The sequence below is a fragment of the Candidatus Comchoanobacter bicostacola genome (genome assembly GCF_024172705.1).
GTDB classification, from domain to species: Bacteria; Pseudomonadota; Gammaproteobacteria; order Comchoanobacterales; family Comchoanobacteraceae; genus Comchoanobacter; species Comchoanobacter bicostacola.
On the sequence record NZ_CP092900.1, the window covers coordinates 248,715 to 265,098 of the forward strand.

Here is a 16,384-nt window from a genome sequence, read left to right on the forward strand (position 1 = left end):
TTGCTAGACTTTGAATAAAATCGCTGTAGCATTGTAGCCTGTATGCGCTTGCTAGACTTTGAATGAAATAGTTGCTACAATGTCGTAAGTTTATAATTATTAATAGCTAATTTAGGGTGTTATAGGTCATGAAAAAGCGGTTAGTATATTTAGTATCTTTGGTCCTAGCCTCAGTATCTTTGTATTGTTTATATAGCATTTATATAACTCAGCCTATGCTGAAAGGCAGTCTGGTTCAAAACCAGTTGTCAAGCAGTGTCTCAATTAGACGAGACCAAAATGGAATTCCGACTATTACAGCGCAGTCAGATCAAGACTTATACTTTGCACAGGGGTATGTTCATGCGCAGGATCGTTTGTATCAAATGTTGCTACTTAAGCACTTAATGTCTGGAAGAATGTCTGAATTGTTTGGTGAGCGAACAGTCAAGTTAGATGAGTACATGAGGATATTTAATGTTAAAAATAATGCAAAAAATACATACTCGTATTTGAGTGCTGAGTCACAAGATGCGCTACAGTCTTATGCTGACGGAGTGAACGCATGTATACGTGACAATCCTCAAACACTAGAAACTAAACTGTTAAATATAACTATAGATCAGTGGCAGCCTTATGATACAGTTATTATTCAAAAAGCAATTGCATTTGATTTAAGTAGACACTGGCCTAGAATTATCAGAAACTCAGTGCTGGCTCATCATAAGGGCGTGGAAGTATTAGATCAGTTTTATCCTAATGAGATGCTGTCTAATCCAAGTATTTCTGATCAAGATTTGAAAAACGAACGTTTGCCTTATCGAAGCGAGATTATTGAGTATGCTGACGGCCCAGAGTTGCCTGATGAGTTTATAGATGCGATTGAGCCTTATGCAATGCTCAATTATGCAGTATTAAAAGGTTTGTCACCAGATGATTCAGCTGCAGCTGGCTCTAATGCATGGGCACTTTCTGCAGACCGGATGGCGAAAGGGAGTGCGATGATGGCCTCTGACCCACATTTAAATTTATCAATTCCGAATACTTTTTACTTAGTGGGATTGAAGAGTAAAAGTGTTGATGCTTATGGAGCGTCTATTCCAGGAGCCCCAGGCTTAATTATTGGTAAGAATAAAGATATCAGCTGGGGGTTTACCAATGCTGCATTAGCTCAATCAGATATTTATTATGACAAAAATATTGAGACTACTACGATCAGGCATGAAATCATTAAGGTGAAAGATAAGCCAGACGTGAAAATAATCTGTCGAGAGTCTGACTATGGAGCGCTTATCACTCCTGAAGGTGCGCCATTAGATGTCGCTTTGCGCTGGGTTGCTATGGATCCAATTGATACGACCATTGACGGCATCATGATGTTGAATAGTGCCTCAAGCCTTAAAGAGGCAAAAGAAGCATTAGAGCGGTTCCATGCACCAGCACAGAATGCAATTGTTACAACCAGTAGTGGAGATATTGGGCTGTATACAAGCGGCAGTGTTCCAGTGCGTAGCCATTCAGGTCGGATCGCTGTTCCTGCGTTAAAGACATACAACTGGCAACGATATATTCCAAAAAGAGAATTGCCGTATGTTGAAAATCCTAAGCGTGGTTATGTTGCGAATGCAAACAATCATGTCGTTTCAGATCACTATGGCTATAATTTATCACGCTTGGGGTTTGATGATCTTAGAGCTTCCCGTTTAGATGAGTTATTAGGGGATAATCGTAAGCTTACGGTAGGTGACTTCCAGGATATGCAATTAGATAATATAGAGATGGAATGGATTTATTTGCGTTCTGTTCTCTTGAAGGCTCAACCTGGTAGTGAACAAGCAAAAGAAGCATTGCATGCTTTATCAGATTGGTCTGGGTCGGTCGTTTTATCATCATATGAGGCGACTATTTACCATGAGTGGATGGATAAGATATCCAGTAAACTCTATGGGCCTATTTTAAAGCAACTGCCAAAATGGGGTAAGCCATTATATAATTCAGCATATATCAAGCATGCATTAGAGTCCGAGTATTGTTTAGAGGGGGTTCGTTCATCTGACTTGTTAATCAAAACACTTGAGCAGACACTTAGCGAGCTAAGCAAGGAATTGGGTGAGGATATGACTCAGTGGGAATGGCAGAAAAAACAAAAAACAGTATTCAAGCATACCTTGTTTAAAAAAATCCCGCTTTTGAGATCAATTGCAAACCGCAGTGTTAATAGTAATGGTAGCAGTAATAGCTTAAATCGTAATCACTGGAATAGTAAGGATAAGCATGCGAATCAATTTTTCGGTACAAATGGAGCAGCTGTTAGGATGATTGCTTCACCTAAGCATGGTCATGCTCAGTTTATGATGCCTATGGGTTGCTCGGGTAATCCATTTTCAAGGTATTATGCAAACCTACTGCCGATGTGGGTAGAGGGAACCTATATTGATTCAAGTGGTACTGCGCGCAGTGACTATGATTTAGACTTAGTTTTAAAGCCTAGCGTTTAGTTTAAGTGATTTATTTCTGACAAACTGATTTTTCTCATTAAAAATTAATCAGTCAATAAGTTAGAGGTAAATAAAATGGCTGGAGATAATGAAAGTCCAACTAATGCGTACGTAGCTGATGCAAGTAAAAAATTTAGGGAAGAGTTCATAAAAGCGGTAGTACTTGCTGTAGTTTTAGCGGTGTCTGCGCCCTTTCTTACGGGTGCTGGCTTAATTGCATCTATGGTAGTGCTTGGTTTAGGGGCTTTGTACGGGCTGGCTTCATACAAGCTTAGATCCGATCAGAAAAAGTATAACATTATAAATCCTGGAATGGCGGATATGGGAAAAGAAGAAAAACCTAGGTTAAAAGATTTAAAAGGTAAAGCAGATCTCAGTAAAAGAGAGGATTTAACATCTGTGCAAAAATTAGCAATTTACTATTGTCAAATTTTAGATGTTTTGTCACCAACGTCTCGTCTATCTCAAGAGGGTGAAGACAATGTACTAAACTCTCTGAATAGTCTTGTACGTAATCGTAATGTCGCTATCCCTGAACCCCTAAGCCTAAGTGATAGGGAACAGTCTGTCCTTACAAAGATATCGGTTGTGTCAGGTTTAATACTAAATTCCAGAGTTGGGGAAAGAAAAATAGAAACACTTGAAGCATTAAAAAATAGTCTTGTGGAGGCTTTGGAAAATACCGAACCTAAACTCACTAGTGATATGATTAAAGAGCTTACCAGCCCAGATAATAATTATTACTTAAGATTGGAGCTGCAAAGACAGTTATTCGATAAATTCAATACGATTGTGGCAGGACCTGTCTCTAAAGGTCAACGTTTTAAGCTTTTTATGAAATGTCTTATCCCTGAAATAGTACTACAAGTATCTACGAAAATTGCCGGACTATTTAAGATAAAATTGAAGGCATCCGGCCAGAATGCTCAAGAACGGTTTTGGTCAGGGACGGGTGTGGCTAAGGAAAGATTAGATGATAAAAAAGGCCTTATTAGAGAATATCGATCATTGGTTAACGAGCTTTCTCCAGGTTCTCAAAAAGACTGTTTGCAGTATGGTCGATTTGCAGAGGCTCTAGCTGATCTCAAGCAAAGATTGATAGATCAAGAGGTAGACGTAATTCGGCTTGAGCCTAATAAAGTGTCGTATGCAGTGCCATCTGGGAGTATTTCAGGAGCAACTAAATACTCAGGTCAACAAAGTACGAATAATCCAAGTGGTGTACCTAGATCTGAACCAGGGTATGGGAGACCAAGTAATGGCATCTAAATACCCTTTATAGCTGTCCCCTCGATGGTGTCATGATGTTAAATAATGCCTCAAACCTTAAAGAGGTAAAAGAAGCATTACATGCTTTATCAGATTGGTCTGGGTCGGTCGTTTTATCATCATATGAGGCGACTATTTACCATGAGTGGATGGATAAGATATCCAGTAAACTCTATGGGCCTATTTTAAAGCAACTGCCAAAATGGGGTAAGCCATTATATAATTCAGCATATATCAAGCATGCATTAGAGTCCGAGTATTGTTTAGAGGGGGTTCGTTCATCTGACTTGTTAATCAAAACACTTGAGCAGACACTTAGCGAGCTAAGCAAGGAATTGGGTGAGGATATGACTCAGTGGGAATGGCAGAAAAAACAAAAAACAGTATTCAAGCATACCTTGTTTAAAAAAATCCCGTTTTTGAGATCAATTGCAAACCGCAGTGTTAATAGTAATGGTAGCAGTAATAGCTTAAATCGTAATCACTGGAATAGTAAGGATAAGCATGCGAATCAATTTTTCGGTACAAATGGAGCAGCTGTTAGGATGATTGCTTCACCTAAGCATGGTCATGCTCAGTTTATGATGCCTATGGGTTGCTCGGGTAATCCATTTTCAAGGTATTATGCAAACCTACTGCCGATGTGGGTAGAGGGAACCTATATTGATTCAAGTGGTACTGCGCGCAGTGACTATGATTTAGACTTAGTTTTAAAGCCTAGCGTTTAGTTTAAGTGATTTATTTCTGACAAACTGATTTTTCTCATTAAAAATTAATCAGTCAATAAGTTAGAGGTAAATAAAATGGCTGGAGATAATGAAAATCCAACTAATGCGTACGTAGCTGATGCAAGTAAAAAATTTAGGGAAGAGTTCATAAAAGCGGTAGTGCCTGCTCTAGTTTTAGCGGTGTCTGCGCCCTTTCTTACGGGTGCTGGCTTAATTTCATCTATGGTAGTACTTGGTTTAGGGGTTTTGTACGGGCTTGGTTCATACAAGCTTAGATCCGATCAGAAAAAGTATAACATTAGCAAATATAAAATGGAGGATATGGAAAAAGAAGAAAAACCTAGTTTAAAAGATTTAAAAGGTAAAGCAGATCTCAGTAAAAGAGAGGATTTAACATCTGTGCAAAAATTAGCAATTTATACTTACCAACAGTTAGAGATTGAGTCATCACCGTTTATGGATGAAAAATCTAAAAAACGTGCACGTGATAATTTGATGGCTCTTAAAGAGGGATACCAAACGCAATGTCAAGCTGATCTCGATCAAAATAACATGACTGATCAGCAGCGGGTTCTTTTCTCGACTTGTCAAGCTGCAAGCATTTCTGTGGGGGAGGTGTCTCATTTGGATTTGGTGAAAAAGTGTAAAGGAAAGCTCCATGATTTATTGGTGGCTGCTAAGCTCCTTCCAGATAATAATTATTATTTAAGATTGGAACAGCAAAGACAGTTATTCGATAAATTCAATACGATTGTGGAGGGACCTGTCTCTAAAGGTCAACGGTTTAAGCTTTTCATGAAATGTCTTATCCCTGAAATAGTACTACAAGTATCTTCAAGCATTGCTAATCTATTTAATAAGACATTGAAGACATCCGAGCAGAATACTCAAGAACGGTTTTGGTCAGGGACGGGTATGGCTGAGAAGAGTCCAGGTGATAAAAAAGACTTTATTAGAGAATATCGATTATTGATTAATGAGCTTTCTCCAGATTCTCAAAAAGACTGTTTGCAGTATGGTCGATTTGCAGAGGCTCTAGGTGATCTCAAGCAAAGATTGATAGATCAAGAGGTAGACGTAATACCACTTGAGCCTAGTATGTTAGGACCATTTCCGCTGTTATCGAATGTTTTACTTGAACAGCAATCAGGGCCAGAAAGTAGGCTAGGTGGTGCACCTGGACCTGAATCAGGGTATAGGGGACCAGGGCATGGCCCCTAAATACCTATTATAGTTGTCCCATTCCATATTAGATAGTAGGGGGCAGCTATTAATGGATCATTAGAATCACCGGGTAAATGAGTCGTCTCCAAAGTCTTAATAGCTTTCTTTGTTATATCGCTAGAAGTGATCTATAGGTTTATTTGTCTACCCCTGTCTATGATGTATGCACATAGATTTATCAGCTAGTGTGAGCACTTTGGTTGATTCAAGGTTTGAATGCATGTAAAGTTCAGTTATTTAGTGAATTTTTATGAAAGAGATAAAAAGTTTTGTTCGACGCAATAGCCGGTTAACGGATAGTCATAAAAAGCATCTTTCTCAAAGTGATGGTATGCTTTATACTCAGATCCCTTTTACGCTCCTGCAGCAGCAGCGTTTTGTTGGTTTAGAGATTGGGTTTGGAATGGGGGACTCTTTGCTAGATGTCGCTGCCAAAAATCCAGATCAATTATGGGTTGGTATTGAGGTTTACGAAGTAGGGGTCGCTAGTGTCATTCGACAAGCAAAGGAAAAGGGGCTTGAGAATATCATTGTGCTTACAGGTGATGTTATGGACTTTTTAGAGAGAGAGCAAGCACATCAGTTATTTGACCATATTCGTATTTTTTTCCCAGATCCATGGCCTAAAAAGCGGCATCATAAACGCAGACTGGTTCAAGGGAAATCTTTGGATGTGCTAGCATCTATTATGAAGCCTTCAGCAGTGCTCCATTTTGCAACGGATCATTTGCCATATGCTGAGGACGTTGAGTTAGTCTTATCTAACAGTCAGTATTTTAAACCTTTAGCAGTCGTGCCGTTTAGGCCTGAGACTAAATTTGCGAGAAAAGCTAAAGAGGCTGGGGTAGTTATCACTGATATTGCAGTTGAGCGTATATAGAAGTTAGTGGGCAGGTATAGATGATATAGGGGGTTGAATCAAGCTAGTATTGTAATCTGGCTAGTGCCCTTGAAGTTAAACCCAGTTGCGATGAGCTTCGCACAAGATACTTTTGGACAAGTAGCCCAGGGTTTGATTTTAGGTGTTGCTTTAATGGAGATTCCATAATAACTACTCATCCAGGATAGGTAGGTATTGATCATTATTGGTTGGGTGTTGATATTAAAAATCCCACTGTGTTTTTGAGCAACGAGATGATAGATTGCATGACTAGCGTCTTCCATACTGACCCAGTGTATTGGGTTGGGTCGGCTGCTGAAGTTTAGCTGGTTGGCTGTAAGTTTGTTTTTTGTATTCTCATAAACTGATTCATAAGTGGGTGCTATACGTAAGATTAATGAATTAAGCTGTGATTGCGCGACTTGGTGCTCAGCTTTTGCTAAGATATTTGCGACCCAATATGGTGTATTTATTGGAGTTTTCTCATCGACGCATGAGATATTGCTTTGTTTGTAAATATCAGTCGACGACATTAGAATTATTTGTGGCTTGGATCGTTTTTCGCTGATTAAGCTTAATATATGGCTCAAACCGTGGATGTAAGATCGTCTATAATGACGGACTTTTTTACACCATGGTTTAACCATATATAGAACATGGGTGATAAAAGGGATGTCATTCGGGGTTAGAGTAAAAAGATCCTTATCAATGCAATGTGCATTAGGGTGCTCAATGGGTAAATCATTTAGTGTATAGATCTTTGCACCTTTATTGCATAATGTAATGCTAAGATGCTGCGCAAACTGGTCAAATCCTAAAATAAGTATTCTGTGCATCGTGTATTCCCTTACCTAATTTACTATACACTATATTTTTTATATTTAATATTTATCGTTTAGTTTTTTTTAACAAGATGTAACTGGCTCCGAGTCCGCCATCTTTAGCAGATGCGGTGCACATACCAATTACTCTTGGGTGTCTGGGGATATGGTCCCAGATAAGATTTTTAATAATGGGTGCTTGATGTTGAGATCGATGACCCTGCCCGTGAATGACTAAAATACAGCCATTACGGTAATGGTGATCAATCGTACTCAACGTTAAATCAAGCGCTTCTTCTGAAAGCATGCCTCTTAAATTTAGGGTTTGTGTAACTTTTTTTTGGCCTTTTGAAAGTGCAATTATGGTGCTGTGCGGTGTTCCTGGTGCTCGATAGTGATCTTGATCTATTTCGGTAGCTATGCTATCAATGTATGGATTTTTTTTCATTTCAGTGAGCTTGAATATTCGGTTCATTATAAGTTGATTAATTAATGGAATCAAACTCTCTATGGATAAAGTATTAGTATTAGGAGCAACAGGGCTAGTTGGACGTACGTGTATCGAGATTCTTCAGAATTATGCGGTAAGAGTTGATGCTGCTGCATCTGACCGGTCAGAAAACCAAGTATTGATAGTGAATAATCAAGCTTTTGTTGTTAAGGGTGTGAGTCATTTAAATTATTCTGATTATGATGTTGTTTTTTTATGTGTTAGTGCGAGTGTTGCAAAGTCACAATATAAGCGTTTGATATCGTCTGATTGTCTTGTGATTGATAATTCATCAGCATTTCGTATGCATGGAAATATACCACTAGTTGTTGCTTCGTTAAATCTGAATCAGGGAGTTAATAAGCAATGGATTGCTAGCCCAAACTGTGTGGTGACCCCTCTGGTTATGGTGCTATCTGTTATACAAAAAGTGGGGTCGTTGAGTGCAGTGTTTGTTGCAACGTATCAGTCTTTATCTGGGGCTGGGCAAGCGGCATTGAATAGCCAGGGTGATTACTCAAATCGTGTGATCCCATTCATTGGTGATGTTGATAAAGATACTAATCGTTGTTCGGAAGAGGTGAAAATCATTAATGAGGTAAAAAGGTTAACTCAGGTATCTATTGAAGTCATGACTGTACGAGTTCCTGTAAATTATGGGCATTCAATGGTCTTGCATGCTCAGTTGCCAGATACAATTAATTTCGAACAACTTGTTGAGTTATTTAAGGATTGTCCTTACATTACTTTACATACAGAGAGTGCTTTTGATTTATCAGTTGTTAGAAAGTCAATGAGCGTTCATATTGGGAGAATTGTAGTTAATGAATCAAATCAATGTACAATTTGGTTTGCGGCAGATAATTTGTATTTAGGCGCTGCAGGTAATATGTGTGATATATTAAAACAGTTATGTGAAATGAAAGTTGAGGAAAAATAGATGAGTGATAAAAAACCACCCGTATGGGTTGACGATGAAGGGGAGTCTGGCGGAGGTGAGGTTACAGGGCAAGTTGAGGAGTCATGGACCCATATATTAGAAGGTTTGGGTGTAGATACACGTGCAATGAGTTATGCAGAAATACAAGCGGCTATTCGTAATTATAGTGAGCAGAATTCAGGTAGTGGCAAAGTTTATGATATGACGGGCAAAGAGATTTCTTCGGTTCCTAAAAAAGATAAGAATGCAACTTATCGTACGTACACGGTTGCTGAGGACCATTCTGGACCTGTAGCACCTGAAGATGTTGTGAAGAATAAGTTGGATAAGCGTTCTGAGAAAGAGCTTAAAAATACACCTGCTACTACGCCAGCTAAGGGGCCCAGCACCCCTAAAGGACCGGGTATTTAAGTGGTTGTATTATTTGATAATTCTTGCATCGCTTGAGCTTCTATGTTAGGGTTCCCGCAGGTGGATAACTCTTTTAGGATTTTCAAAGCCTGTGGGGATTGCTCCATTTCTAGATAAGTCATAGCTAGGTCAAGTCTGGATTGTAAGCTACTTTCGCAAGCCATAAAGTCGTATTCATCAGGACCTGTTGTATAATTGATAGCAGTTTTATGCCTGGTGCTAAAAAGTAGGCTCATTAATATGACAAGGCTTGAAAGTGAAAGCACAATGTTAACATAATGGTGCATGATGTAGTCCTGTTAAAGTGTATCCAAAGTATAAAAGATTTGGTAAGAAATGGGTAGTGAAGAAAAGCAGTTAAAAAGGCTAGTATTGGGATTAGCTTATAATGGAGCGCGTTATCATGGGTTTCAGGCTCAGACAGGATATGATACTGTTGAGGGTTGTCTACGTCATGCGATCAATCAGCTGAATAAGCAGTCAACTACTTTAGTTTGTGCAGGGCGTACGGATGCGGGGGTCCATGCCTTAGCACAAGTGGTACACTTTGATGAACAAGTCTCAAGGCCATTGTCAACTTGGTATCGTGCACTCAATGTTCATTTGCCAAGTGATATTCAGGTACTCTGGGTTAAAGAAGCCACTAAGGATTTTCACGCTAGGTTTTCTGCCAAAAGTCGATCTTATATTTACTACCTAAATGATCAAGGTCCGCACTTGTTCTCTGACCAGTATGCATGGCGAGTTGAGCAGGTTGATATAGATGCGATGCAAGCAGCTGCTACAGTGCTGATTGGTGAGCATGACTTTAGTGTGTTTCAATCACGATTTTGCCAGTCTAGTACGCCTTATCGCAATATGATGGAACTATCTGTAGATCGTAAGGGTCCGCTTGTGATGATTTCATTAACTGCTAATGCCTTTTTGCATCATATGGTCAGAAAAATTGTGGCTACATTAGTAGCCGTTGGCCAAGGGCGGTTAAGTTACTCAGAATTTTTAGAATTGTTTGTAACAAAAAATCGAGCACGCCTTCCTGGACAAGCTCCGTCAAAAGGGTTATTTTTGAGTAATGTTGATTATGCAGATGATGTTACAGATGCCTTTTTAGCAGAGTTTTTGAAAAAGGATTGATTTATGGATTTTTTTCTGTCTAAAAGTGCAGATAGCGTGCCTTCTGAGCCACTACCCATATTTAAGGTGATTCAACCCTATCAGGTGGAGCTTATTTCTGGTTATGGACCTTTGCTAAAAAAAGTAAGTGATGCGGTAGGTGTTCCAGAACAGGTTTTTGACATGGTCTATAAGCCTATGTTTAAGAGCTTGGTATTGTTTTGCCAGCATTTGCCAATGGATCAAAAGCAAAAAGATCAGTGTTTTTATGAGCATGGGTTAAAGCGTGCTGCAGCTACTATCATATATTATGCTCCGTTAATAAAAAGTAATAATGGGTATGGTTTTGATTCTGATCGCTTGATGTATGCTCTGTGTTCTGCTGCTATGTTGCATGGCGTTGGGAATATATTGCAGCAAATAAGTGTAGAACAGACAGATCGCTCAGGGTTTTATCTTAAAACCTGGTATCCGAATATATCAATAATGGAAGAGGGGTTTTATCGGATTAGGCCGACTCGTGTTAGCCCGCAAGCGTTTATTGATAAAATGAACTTGATCTATGCGCAAGTAATTCTGCCTTCCGAGGGATTGGCTTGGATTATGGAGGACCCTAGGCTCTATTTGATCTGGGAAAAAGCACTCATTGACTTTAACAGTGGGTTTGATGAGCTTGAAGCTGAAATTGTGATCAAAGAAGCGCATGATCTAGATGAGATATTTGATTTGAGTATTGAGCGATTGAGCTTGGAGGCGGCTGAGCTAGCTGAGGCTGAGAAGTTTTGGAGCTGGCTCAAAGAGCAGGTTGAGAAGCAACAAGATGGGTCTCCTCAAAAAGGAGTTTCATATGAAAATTTGACTAACGGTGTGCACTTTGATTTAGATCAAGCTATTAATCTGTATGCTACCTCAAATAATGGGGGTGTTTTATTAAAACGTCGTATTAAAGAAACAGTGGGGCGGCTTGGGGTCGGTGTCGTTTCTGGAAATTATTTAGTTGTGGACTCAGGAACAGGTTTGCTAGAAAAAGATATGGGTTCAGTTTATAGTGTACAGTCGCAATCTGCGATTACCTCATCGGAGCAGTTTTGTGCGCGAGTAGGGGGTGTTGCGCTGCAATTTATGTTGGGTCATACAAGTCATAAGAAGTAATTGACATGGTTTATAGGGTATGCGAAGGTAAGAGTAAGCTTACGTAGAAAGAGACATGAACGAAACATTTTCAATTATTTTAAATACATTCAATTTTTTTGATTATCTAGTATGGGGCATTATTGCGGTCTCCACGCTTTACGGTATTGTTAGAGGCTTTGTTAAGGAGGCAGTTAGCTTAACGGCATGGTTGTTGTCTTTGTGGTTGGCTTACGCGTATTCGAGTGACTTGAGTGCTTATTTAGCAGACCATATTTCTACTCAGTCTTTTCGTGTAGCAATCATGGTTGTTGCAATATTTGCAGTTGTTTTAATATCAGGATCGTTAGTTAGAAGGTGCGTATACTGGCTTATTGAGTCGGTAGGATTAAGTGGATTAGACTATGTTTTGGGTGCTGTGTTTGGTATGGCAAGAGGTGGTGTTATCGTACTGTTACTGATCACATTACTAGACTCTTTAGGTCTTTCTGGTGATATGTGGTGGAAAGACTCAGTGATGATTCATAAGTTAGCTGTTTGGGTCGAAGTAGCGCCCAACTATATGCCTGATTTTTTGGTAAAAATATTCGACTCAATTCGATTTGGTGGCCTTTCTATTTAAGCTCGATTGAGCGCTTTAGCAGCCAAACTTTCAAATGGTTCTCAATATTGTCTTTGCCAAATCCTTTGAGTGAGACTTCCAATGTGATTAACTCATTCAGGTGTTTTGATAAATCAGCGTAAGTATAGCAATTTAAATGTGTGTTTGCTGTTTTTTGCTGATTGGGCCATGGAAAGTGTGTTTTTAATTGCTGCGGGTTTTCTTTACATTGGAGTAGTTTCCGCCAGTGTTGAGCAATAGACCAGTAGATGCCAGCCCATTGAGTATCTTGGATGGATTTGAAGTAGACTGAAATTTTTTCAGGACCATCAGAGAGAAATTGAATCATGTCAAAAGGGGTTAATAATCCAGATGCAGACAATAGCGGTTTGATTTGTTCATCACTAACTGATTGTGTGTTGTACACCATTTTTGTTTTTTCTAAAAAGCTAGGTATTAATGATTCATGGCCTTGATAGCATAGGTTGATCCATTTTGCAGCACGTGTACTTATGTTGATGCCTTTTTCTAGTGCAATAGACTGAATCATGGTAGAGGCGTAGGGTTCTTTCATATAGTAGGTTTGCACCAACAGCTGGCTGGTTGTTTTTTCTAAATTTTTGGGCTTTTTTTCACAACCATAAACAATAAACTTTTTTTCTGGGTGTTGGTTGGGTAGGTTCAGGGTGGGTAGTAATTTATCTTGTGCTAAGCGGATGAGCCAAATCTCTGGTTCACTAAATAATGACTGTGTTGCTAGCTTTGCGCGAAGATCTTGGCAATCTGCCGTGCTGCTGATTAAATGACTTTTCCTTTTGATGTTGTGATGGGTGCAAAACTGGTCGATTAAGTGATGGCTGATGAGTCCTTCAGGCCCAATAAAGGTAACGTGTTCGTTTTTTTTATACCAGTCTTTAGGTAGTTTGTAATAGGGGGTCATGATTTGCTATTGTGTGATTCTATTGTGAGTGCGTTTTCTATCTCAAGATCGATGAATGGGCTGAGTATTAACTGGGTAATGAGTCGTCCCACTTTAGAGTTGATTTGGGCTGATAGTTTAGAAAATGGTTGTAGCGTTAGGATGGTCAAGGATTGCTTATTGATTTGCAACTTGTGCAGTTGGGGTCCAAGATGTGGCTTGATGTCTTCAACGTATAAATAATCTTTATTTTCAGAGCCATCCAAGCTTTTGGTCTTCATTTCGGTTTTTAAGGTGTAAGTGTTAGGTTTAACCGATGCTAAGGTTGCATGTATGTCGATATGATCAGTGGTGGCTAGGGCTTGTTGTAAAGGCTCAAGTGTGTGATTTGTGAATGGTATTTCAGTAGGAGGGGTGATTTGTTCAGCGTGTATGAATAATGACAAAGGTTCATTCACATTAAGCCTAGCCGTAATGAGTCCAATCGATGATTTTTTTGATTTTAGAGATTGAAAGTTTTTCATTTTAAATTGAATGTTAGAGGGTTGAGTGGGGCTGTTATTGAAATAGTCGCTGATTATACTCAGTGGAGGGGTAGATAGATAGACTGCGATAGAGTCAGATTTTAAATGATAGTCTTGCTTTGTGAATAGTTTCGCAATGGGTCCAGATTTGTATTCAATATTATGAGCATTGATTGTGAGGGATCCGGGGATGAGCCCTGGTGTTATTGTGATAGGGAGCTCCCGTTTAGCCATATGTAAGACTACATTTTGAGAGGGCCCGAATGTTTGGTGTTGAGCAGTAGTAACTTTAGCAAAAGGCAAGGTGTTGATGTGATTGATGGCTAGGTAAGGCGTTGCAACCAAAATGGCTAGATAGCTGAGTAGGGCTGTAAGTGCAAAAGTTGTTATTTTTGCTATTCGGTTCATGCGTTAAAGACTCTATATTTGCTGGTAATAGCTTACTATATTTAGGATGGAATTTAAAGTAAGGCAGGGGGCGTGATTTTATATAAACTTTTAATGGTCATTATCTACAGCTTGCTCTATACTAAGGTTAGGTGTTGTGGAAAGAAAAATGAGCTGGTTTCCTGCGTGGGTCAAACCTTATGTATACTGGGGTATTTCAGTAGCTTGTTTTTTAGTTCATTTATCAATACAAGTCTCATCAGGTATGTTGGTTGAGCAGTTGTCTCGAGATTTTAATTTGGACTCAATTTCTATTACCTTTTTACTAGGAATGGTTTTTTATCCAAATATATGTTTGCAGATCCCTGCGGGCATGGTGACGGATCGGTTTGGAGCGCGTCGCGTTTTGGGAACAGGTGCTTTTGTCTGCGCTATTGGTGCCTGGGGGTTTTCAGGGTCTCAGACATACACAGAAGCTTGTTTGTATCGCTTAGTAATGGGGGCTGGTTTATCATTTTCATTCGTGTCGATGGCTTATTTAATTGCTAACTGGATGCGAAGAGAGTCATTTTCAATGATGTTTAGTGTTGCTGAAATGATTGCATTGTTTTCTTCAGTCGTATGTATGCGCTATTTGTCTACGTTCTTGGAGTTTTCTTCTTGGCGTGACTTTACATTTTATATAGCCTATATGGCGCTGTTTTTGAGTATCGTCTCTTTTGTGTTTATACGTGACAAGCCGCATTATTTAGAAGATGAATCACCATCTTTGTCATTTTTAGATATTTTAGGTCACTTGCGGAGTTTTGTAGCAGATTATCAAATGTGGGCGAATGGTGCCTTTTCAGGATTGCTGTTTGCAAATTTAAGCTGCTTTGTAGCTATCTGGGGGCCAACTTTTTTATCGGCTTCATCAACCATTTCATTACAAGAAGCGGCATCAATGTGTAGTACATTAACTTTAGGGTTGGTAGTGGGGTGTCCATTAATCGCTATATTTTTGCCGAGGATTAATAATATTCATATGGTTCTTTCATTATCAGCATTAACAGCATCGATTAGTATGTCTATAATTGTCGTATTTCCGTTAATGGATGCATTCCTTATTAGGGTGCTGCTTTTTGTTTGTGGTTTATCAACGGTTGTTTACCTTGTGCCTTTTACGATCACCAATTATTATGTGCGGCCAGGAACTAAAAGTACGGCTATTGGCTTTACAAACTTGCTGAGTACTATATTTGGTCCGACACTTTCAGTCATAATTGGCTTTATGGTCGAGCACCATCGTGTGATAAATGGCCTTGAGTCGTATAGCTTGAGTAGTTATCAGTATGGTATGAATGTGTTGCCGATGGTCATGTTTTTAGCAGCACTACTTTGCTTCTTTGCACCTAATACGCACCGAGCAGGAGGAGAGTATGACTTCTAACGTTCATTTGGTAGCTAACCTGAAAATGAATGCGGTTAAACCATTGTTAAGTCAATATCAAGAACTCCCTGATGTTTCGATGGACTTGTTGGTTCCTTATCCATATTTGATTTATGCTCAGGAATTATTGCGGGATACCTCAATTATTGTGGGTGCTCAAAATATGTCTGTGCATGAGCAGGGTGCTTATACGGGGCAGGTTTCTGGGGCTATACTTAACGATATAGGTGTGCGTACTGTAATGATTGGCCATCAAGAGGTATCCGATAGTCTAGAGGAAAGGCGGGAGAAGCTAGTGTTAGCGAGCCGCTTAGGTATGCGCATTATTTATTGTGTAGGCACTCAGGGGGATCAACTATCTGAGCTAGATGAGCAGATTGATTGCTTGACTGGTTCTGAAGAGGTCTTAGTCGCTTATGAGCCAGCAAGTGCTATTGGAAGCGGGGTGTGTGCTGACTATGAGTTGATAAAAACACAGGTAGCTGCTATCAGAAAGCGTCTTGCTGCATCTTTTTCTGGAAAGTCTGAGCCGATTAAGGTAATGTATGGAGGTAGTGTAAATAATAAAAACTGCTTAGAGATTGTTAAAAAATCAAATGTTGACGGTTTGCTTGTGGGTGGAGTGTCACTTAATTTTGAATTGATGTTGGAGGTAATAAGATTATGCAAACAGTATTCTTAGTCATGCACTTTCTTATTTGTGCATCCTTAATTTTATTGGTATTGGTACAGCAGGGTCGCGGTGCTGATGCTGGTGTTAATTTTGGTAGTGGTAATGCATCAAGTGTCTTTGGTGCAGCAGGTAGTACGTCTTTTTTAGTTAAGCTGACTACTTTTTTTGCAGCATTGTTTTTTATGAGCACCCTTTTTCTGGGTGTGGTAGAAAGCAACGATGCTTATGATCAAATCAGGGATGTGATTAGTGATGAGTTTTAAGTTGGCCGGAGTGGTGGAATAGGTAGACACGCTGTCTTGAGGGGGCAGTAGCGGTTACGCTGTGCCGGTTCAAATCCGGCCTTCGGCAGTTTTAGGTTATGCAA

General features: G+C 39.5%; 18 protein-coding genes and 1 tRNA gene. 14 read left to right on the plus strand and 5 right to left on the minus strand.

Features of this window, described 5'->3' with window-relative positions:
* Positions 1 to 128 precede the first annotated feature (128 nt).
* From MMH89_RS01190 to trmB, 5 genes are all read left to right on the plus strand, one after another.
* Complete coding sequence (locus MMH89_RS01190; RefSeq protein WP_258568555.1) at positions 129 to 2,477, plus strand: penicillin acylase family protein; 2,349 nt, start codon at positions 129 to 131, stop codon at positions 2,475 to 2,477.
* Between the two features lie 75 nt (positions 2,478 to 2,552).
* Complete coding sequence (locus MMH89_RS01195) at positions 2,553 to 3,746, plus strand: hypothetical protein (protein ID WP_258568556.1); 1,194 nt, start codon at positions 2,553 to 2,555, stop codon at positions 3,744 to 3,746.
* A gap of 35 nt (positions 3,747 to 3,781) precedes the next feature.
* A complete protein-coding gene (locus tag MMH89_RS01200) occupies positions 3,782 to 4,474 on the plus strand; it encodes a penicillin acylase family protein (protein ID WP_258568557.1) in 693 nt (230 codons plus the stop codon).
* A 75-nt stretch (positions 4,475 to 4,549) separates the two neighbouring features.
* Positions 4,550 to 5,695, plus strand: a complete 1,146-nt coding sequence (locus MMH89_RS01205; RefSeq protein WP_258568558.1) for a hypothetical protein — start codon at positions 4,550 to 4,552, stop codon at positions 5,693 to 5,695.
* A gap of 253 nt (positions 5,696 to 5,948) precedes the next feature.
* Complete coding sequence (gene trmB, locus MMH89_RS01210; RefSeq protein WP_258568559.1) at positions 5,949 to 6,578, plus strand: tRNA (guanosine(46)-N7)-methyltransferase TrmB; 630 nt, start codon at positions 5,949 to 5,951, stop codon at positions 6,576 to 6,578.
* A 38-nt stretch (positions 6,579 to 6,616) separates the two neighbouring features.
* Here trmB and MMH89_RS01215 read toward each other — a convergent pair whose 3' ends face one another.
* A complete protein-coding gene (locus MMH89_RS01215) occupies positions 6,617 to 7,414 on the minus strand; it encodes a Rossmann-fold NAD(P)-binding domain-containing protein (RefSeq protein WP_258568560.1) in 798 nt (265 codons plus the stop codon).
* Between the two features lie 52 nt (positions 7,415 to 7,466).
* The gene (locus MMH89_RS01220; RefSeq protein ID WP_258568561.1) at positions 7,467 to 7,874 is read right to left on the minus strand and encodes a Smr/MutS family protein; all 408 of its coding nucleotides are present in this window, start codon (positions 7,872 to 7,874) and stop codon (positions 7,467 to 7,469) included.
* A 34-nt stretch (positions 7,875 to 7,908) separates the two neighbouring features.
* Here MMH89_RS01220 and MMH89_RS01225 point away from each other — a divergent pair, with 34 nt between their 5' ends.
* Positions 7,909 to 8,829: an Asd/ArgC dimerization domain-containing protein gene (locus tag MMH89_RS01225; protein ID WP_258568562.1), complete on the plus strand. Its 921-nt coding sequence runs from the start codon at positions 7,909 to 7,911 to the stop codon at positions 8,827 to 8,829.
* Entirely contained in the window at positions 8,830 to 9,240 is a 411-nt protein-coding gene (locus MMH89_RS01230; protein ID WP_258568563.1) for a hypothetical protein, read from the plus strand.
* Here MMH89_RS01230 and MMH89_RS01235 read toward each other — a convergent pair.
* The gene (locus MMH89_RS01235; protein ID WP_258568564.1) at positions 9,237 to 9,527 is read right to left on the minus strand and encodes a hypothetical protein; all 291 of its coding nucleotides are present in this window, start codon (positions 9,525 to 9,527) and stop codon (positions 9,237 to 9,239) included. The genes MMH89_RS01230 and MMH89_RS01235 overlap by 4 nt on opposite strands.
* Positions 9,528 to 9,576: 49 nt before the next feature.
* Between MMH89_RS01235 and truA the strand changes: the two genes are divergently transcribed.
* The 3 genes from truA to MMH89_RS01250 are packed head-to-tail and all read left to right on the plus strand — an operon-like array spanning position 9,577 to position 12,106.
* Positions 9,577 to 10,374, plus strand: a complete 798-nt coding sequence (gene truA / locus MMH89_RS01240) for a tRNA pseudouridine(38-40) synthase TruA (protein WP_258568565.1) — start codon at positions 9,577 to 9,579, stop codon at positions 10,372 to 10,374.
* 3 nt (positions 10,375 to 10,377) lie between these two features.
* Complete coding sequence (locus MMH89_RS01245; RefSeq protein WP_258568566.1) at positions 10,378 to 11,505, plus strand: hypothetical protein; 1,128 nt, start codon at positions 10,378 to 10,380, stop codon at positions 11,503 to 11,505.
* Positions 11,506 to 11,560: 55 nt separating this feature from the next.
* Positions 11,561 to 12,106, plus strand: a complete 546-nt coding sequence (locus MMH89_RS01250) for a CvpA family protein (RefSeq protein ID WP_258568567.1) — start codon at positions 11,561 to 11,563, stop codon at positions 12,104 to 12,106.
* Here the strand turns inward: MMH89_RS01250 and MMH89_RS01255 are convergent.
* Positions 12,099 to 13,025, minus strand: coding sequence for a hypothetical protein (locus MMH89_RS01255; RefSeq protein WP_258568568.1), 927 nt, complete (start codon positions 13,023 to 13,025; stop codon positions 12,099 to 12,101). The genes MMH89_RS01250 and MMH89_RS01255 overlap by 8 nt on opposite strands.
* Complete coding sequence (locus tag MMH89_RS01260) at positions 13,022 to 13,936, minus strand: hypothetical protein (protein WP_258568569.1); 915 nt, start codon at positions 13,934 to 13,936, stop codon at positions 13,022 to 13,024. Before MMH89_RS01260 ends, MMH89_RS01255 begins: the two co-directional genes overlap by 4 nt.
* 148 nt (positions 13,937 to 14,084) lie before the next feature.
* On the opposite strand from MMH89_RS01260, the gene MMH89_RS01265 reads away from it, so the two are divergent.
* The 4 genes from MMH89_RS01265 (at position 14,085) to MMH89_RS01280 (ending at position 16,368) form a co-directional block, all read left to right on the plus strand.
* Positions 14,085 to 15,344 (plus strand): MFS transporter, encoded by a 1,260-nt coding sequence (locus MMH89_RS01265; protein ID WP_258568570.1) that lies wholly within the window; start codon positions 14,085 to 14,087, stop codon positions 15,342 to 15,344.
* The gene (locus MMH89_RS01270) at positions 15,334 to 16,026 is read left to right on the plus strand and encodes a triose-phosphate isomerase (RefSeq protein WP_258568571.1); all 693 of its coding nucleotides are present in this window, start codon (positions 15,334 to 15,336) and stop codon (positions 16,024 to 16,026) included. Before MMH89_RS01265 ends, MMH89_RS01270 begins: the two co-directional genes overlap by 11 nt.
* Positions 16,008 to 16,280, plus strand: coding sequence for a preprotein translocase subunit SecG (gene secG / locus MMH89_RS01275; RefSeq protein ID WP_258568572.1), 273 nt, complete (start codon positions 16,008 to 16,010; stop codon positions 16,278 to 16,280). Before MMH89_RS01270 ends, secG begins: the two co-directional genes overlap by 19 nt.
* A 4-nt stretch (positions 16,281 to 16,284) precedes the next feature.
* Positions 16,285 to 16,368 (plus strand) — tRNA-Leu (locus tag MMH89_RS01280).
* The last annotated feature ends 16 nt before the right edge of the window (positions 16,369 to 16,384 follow it).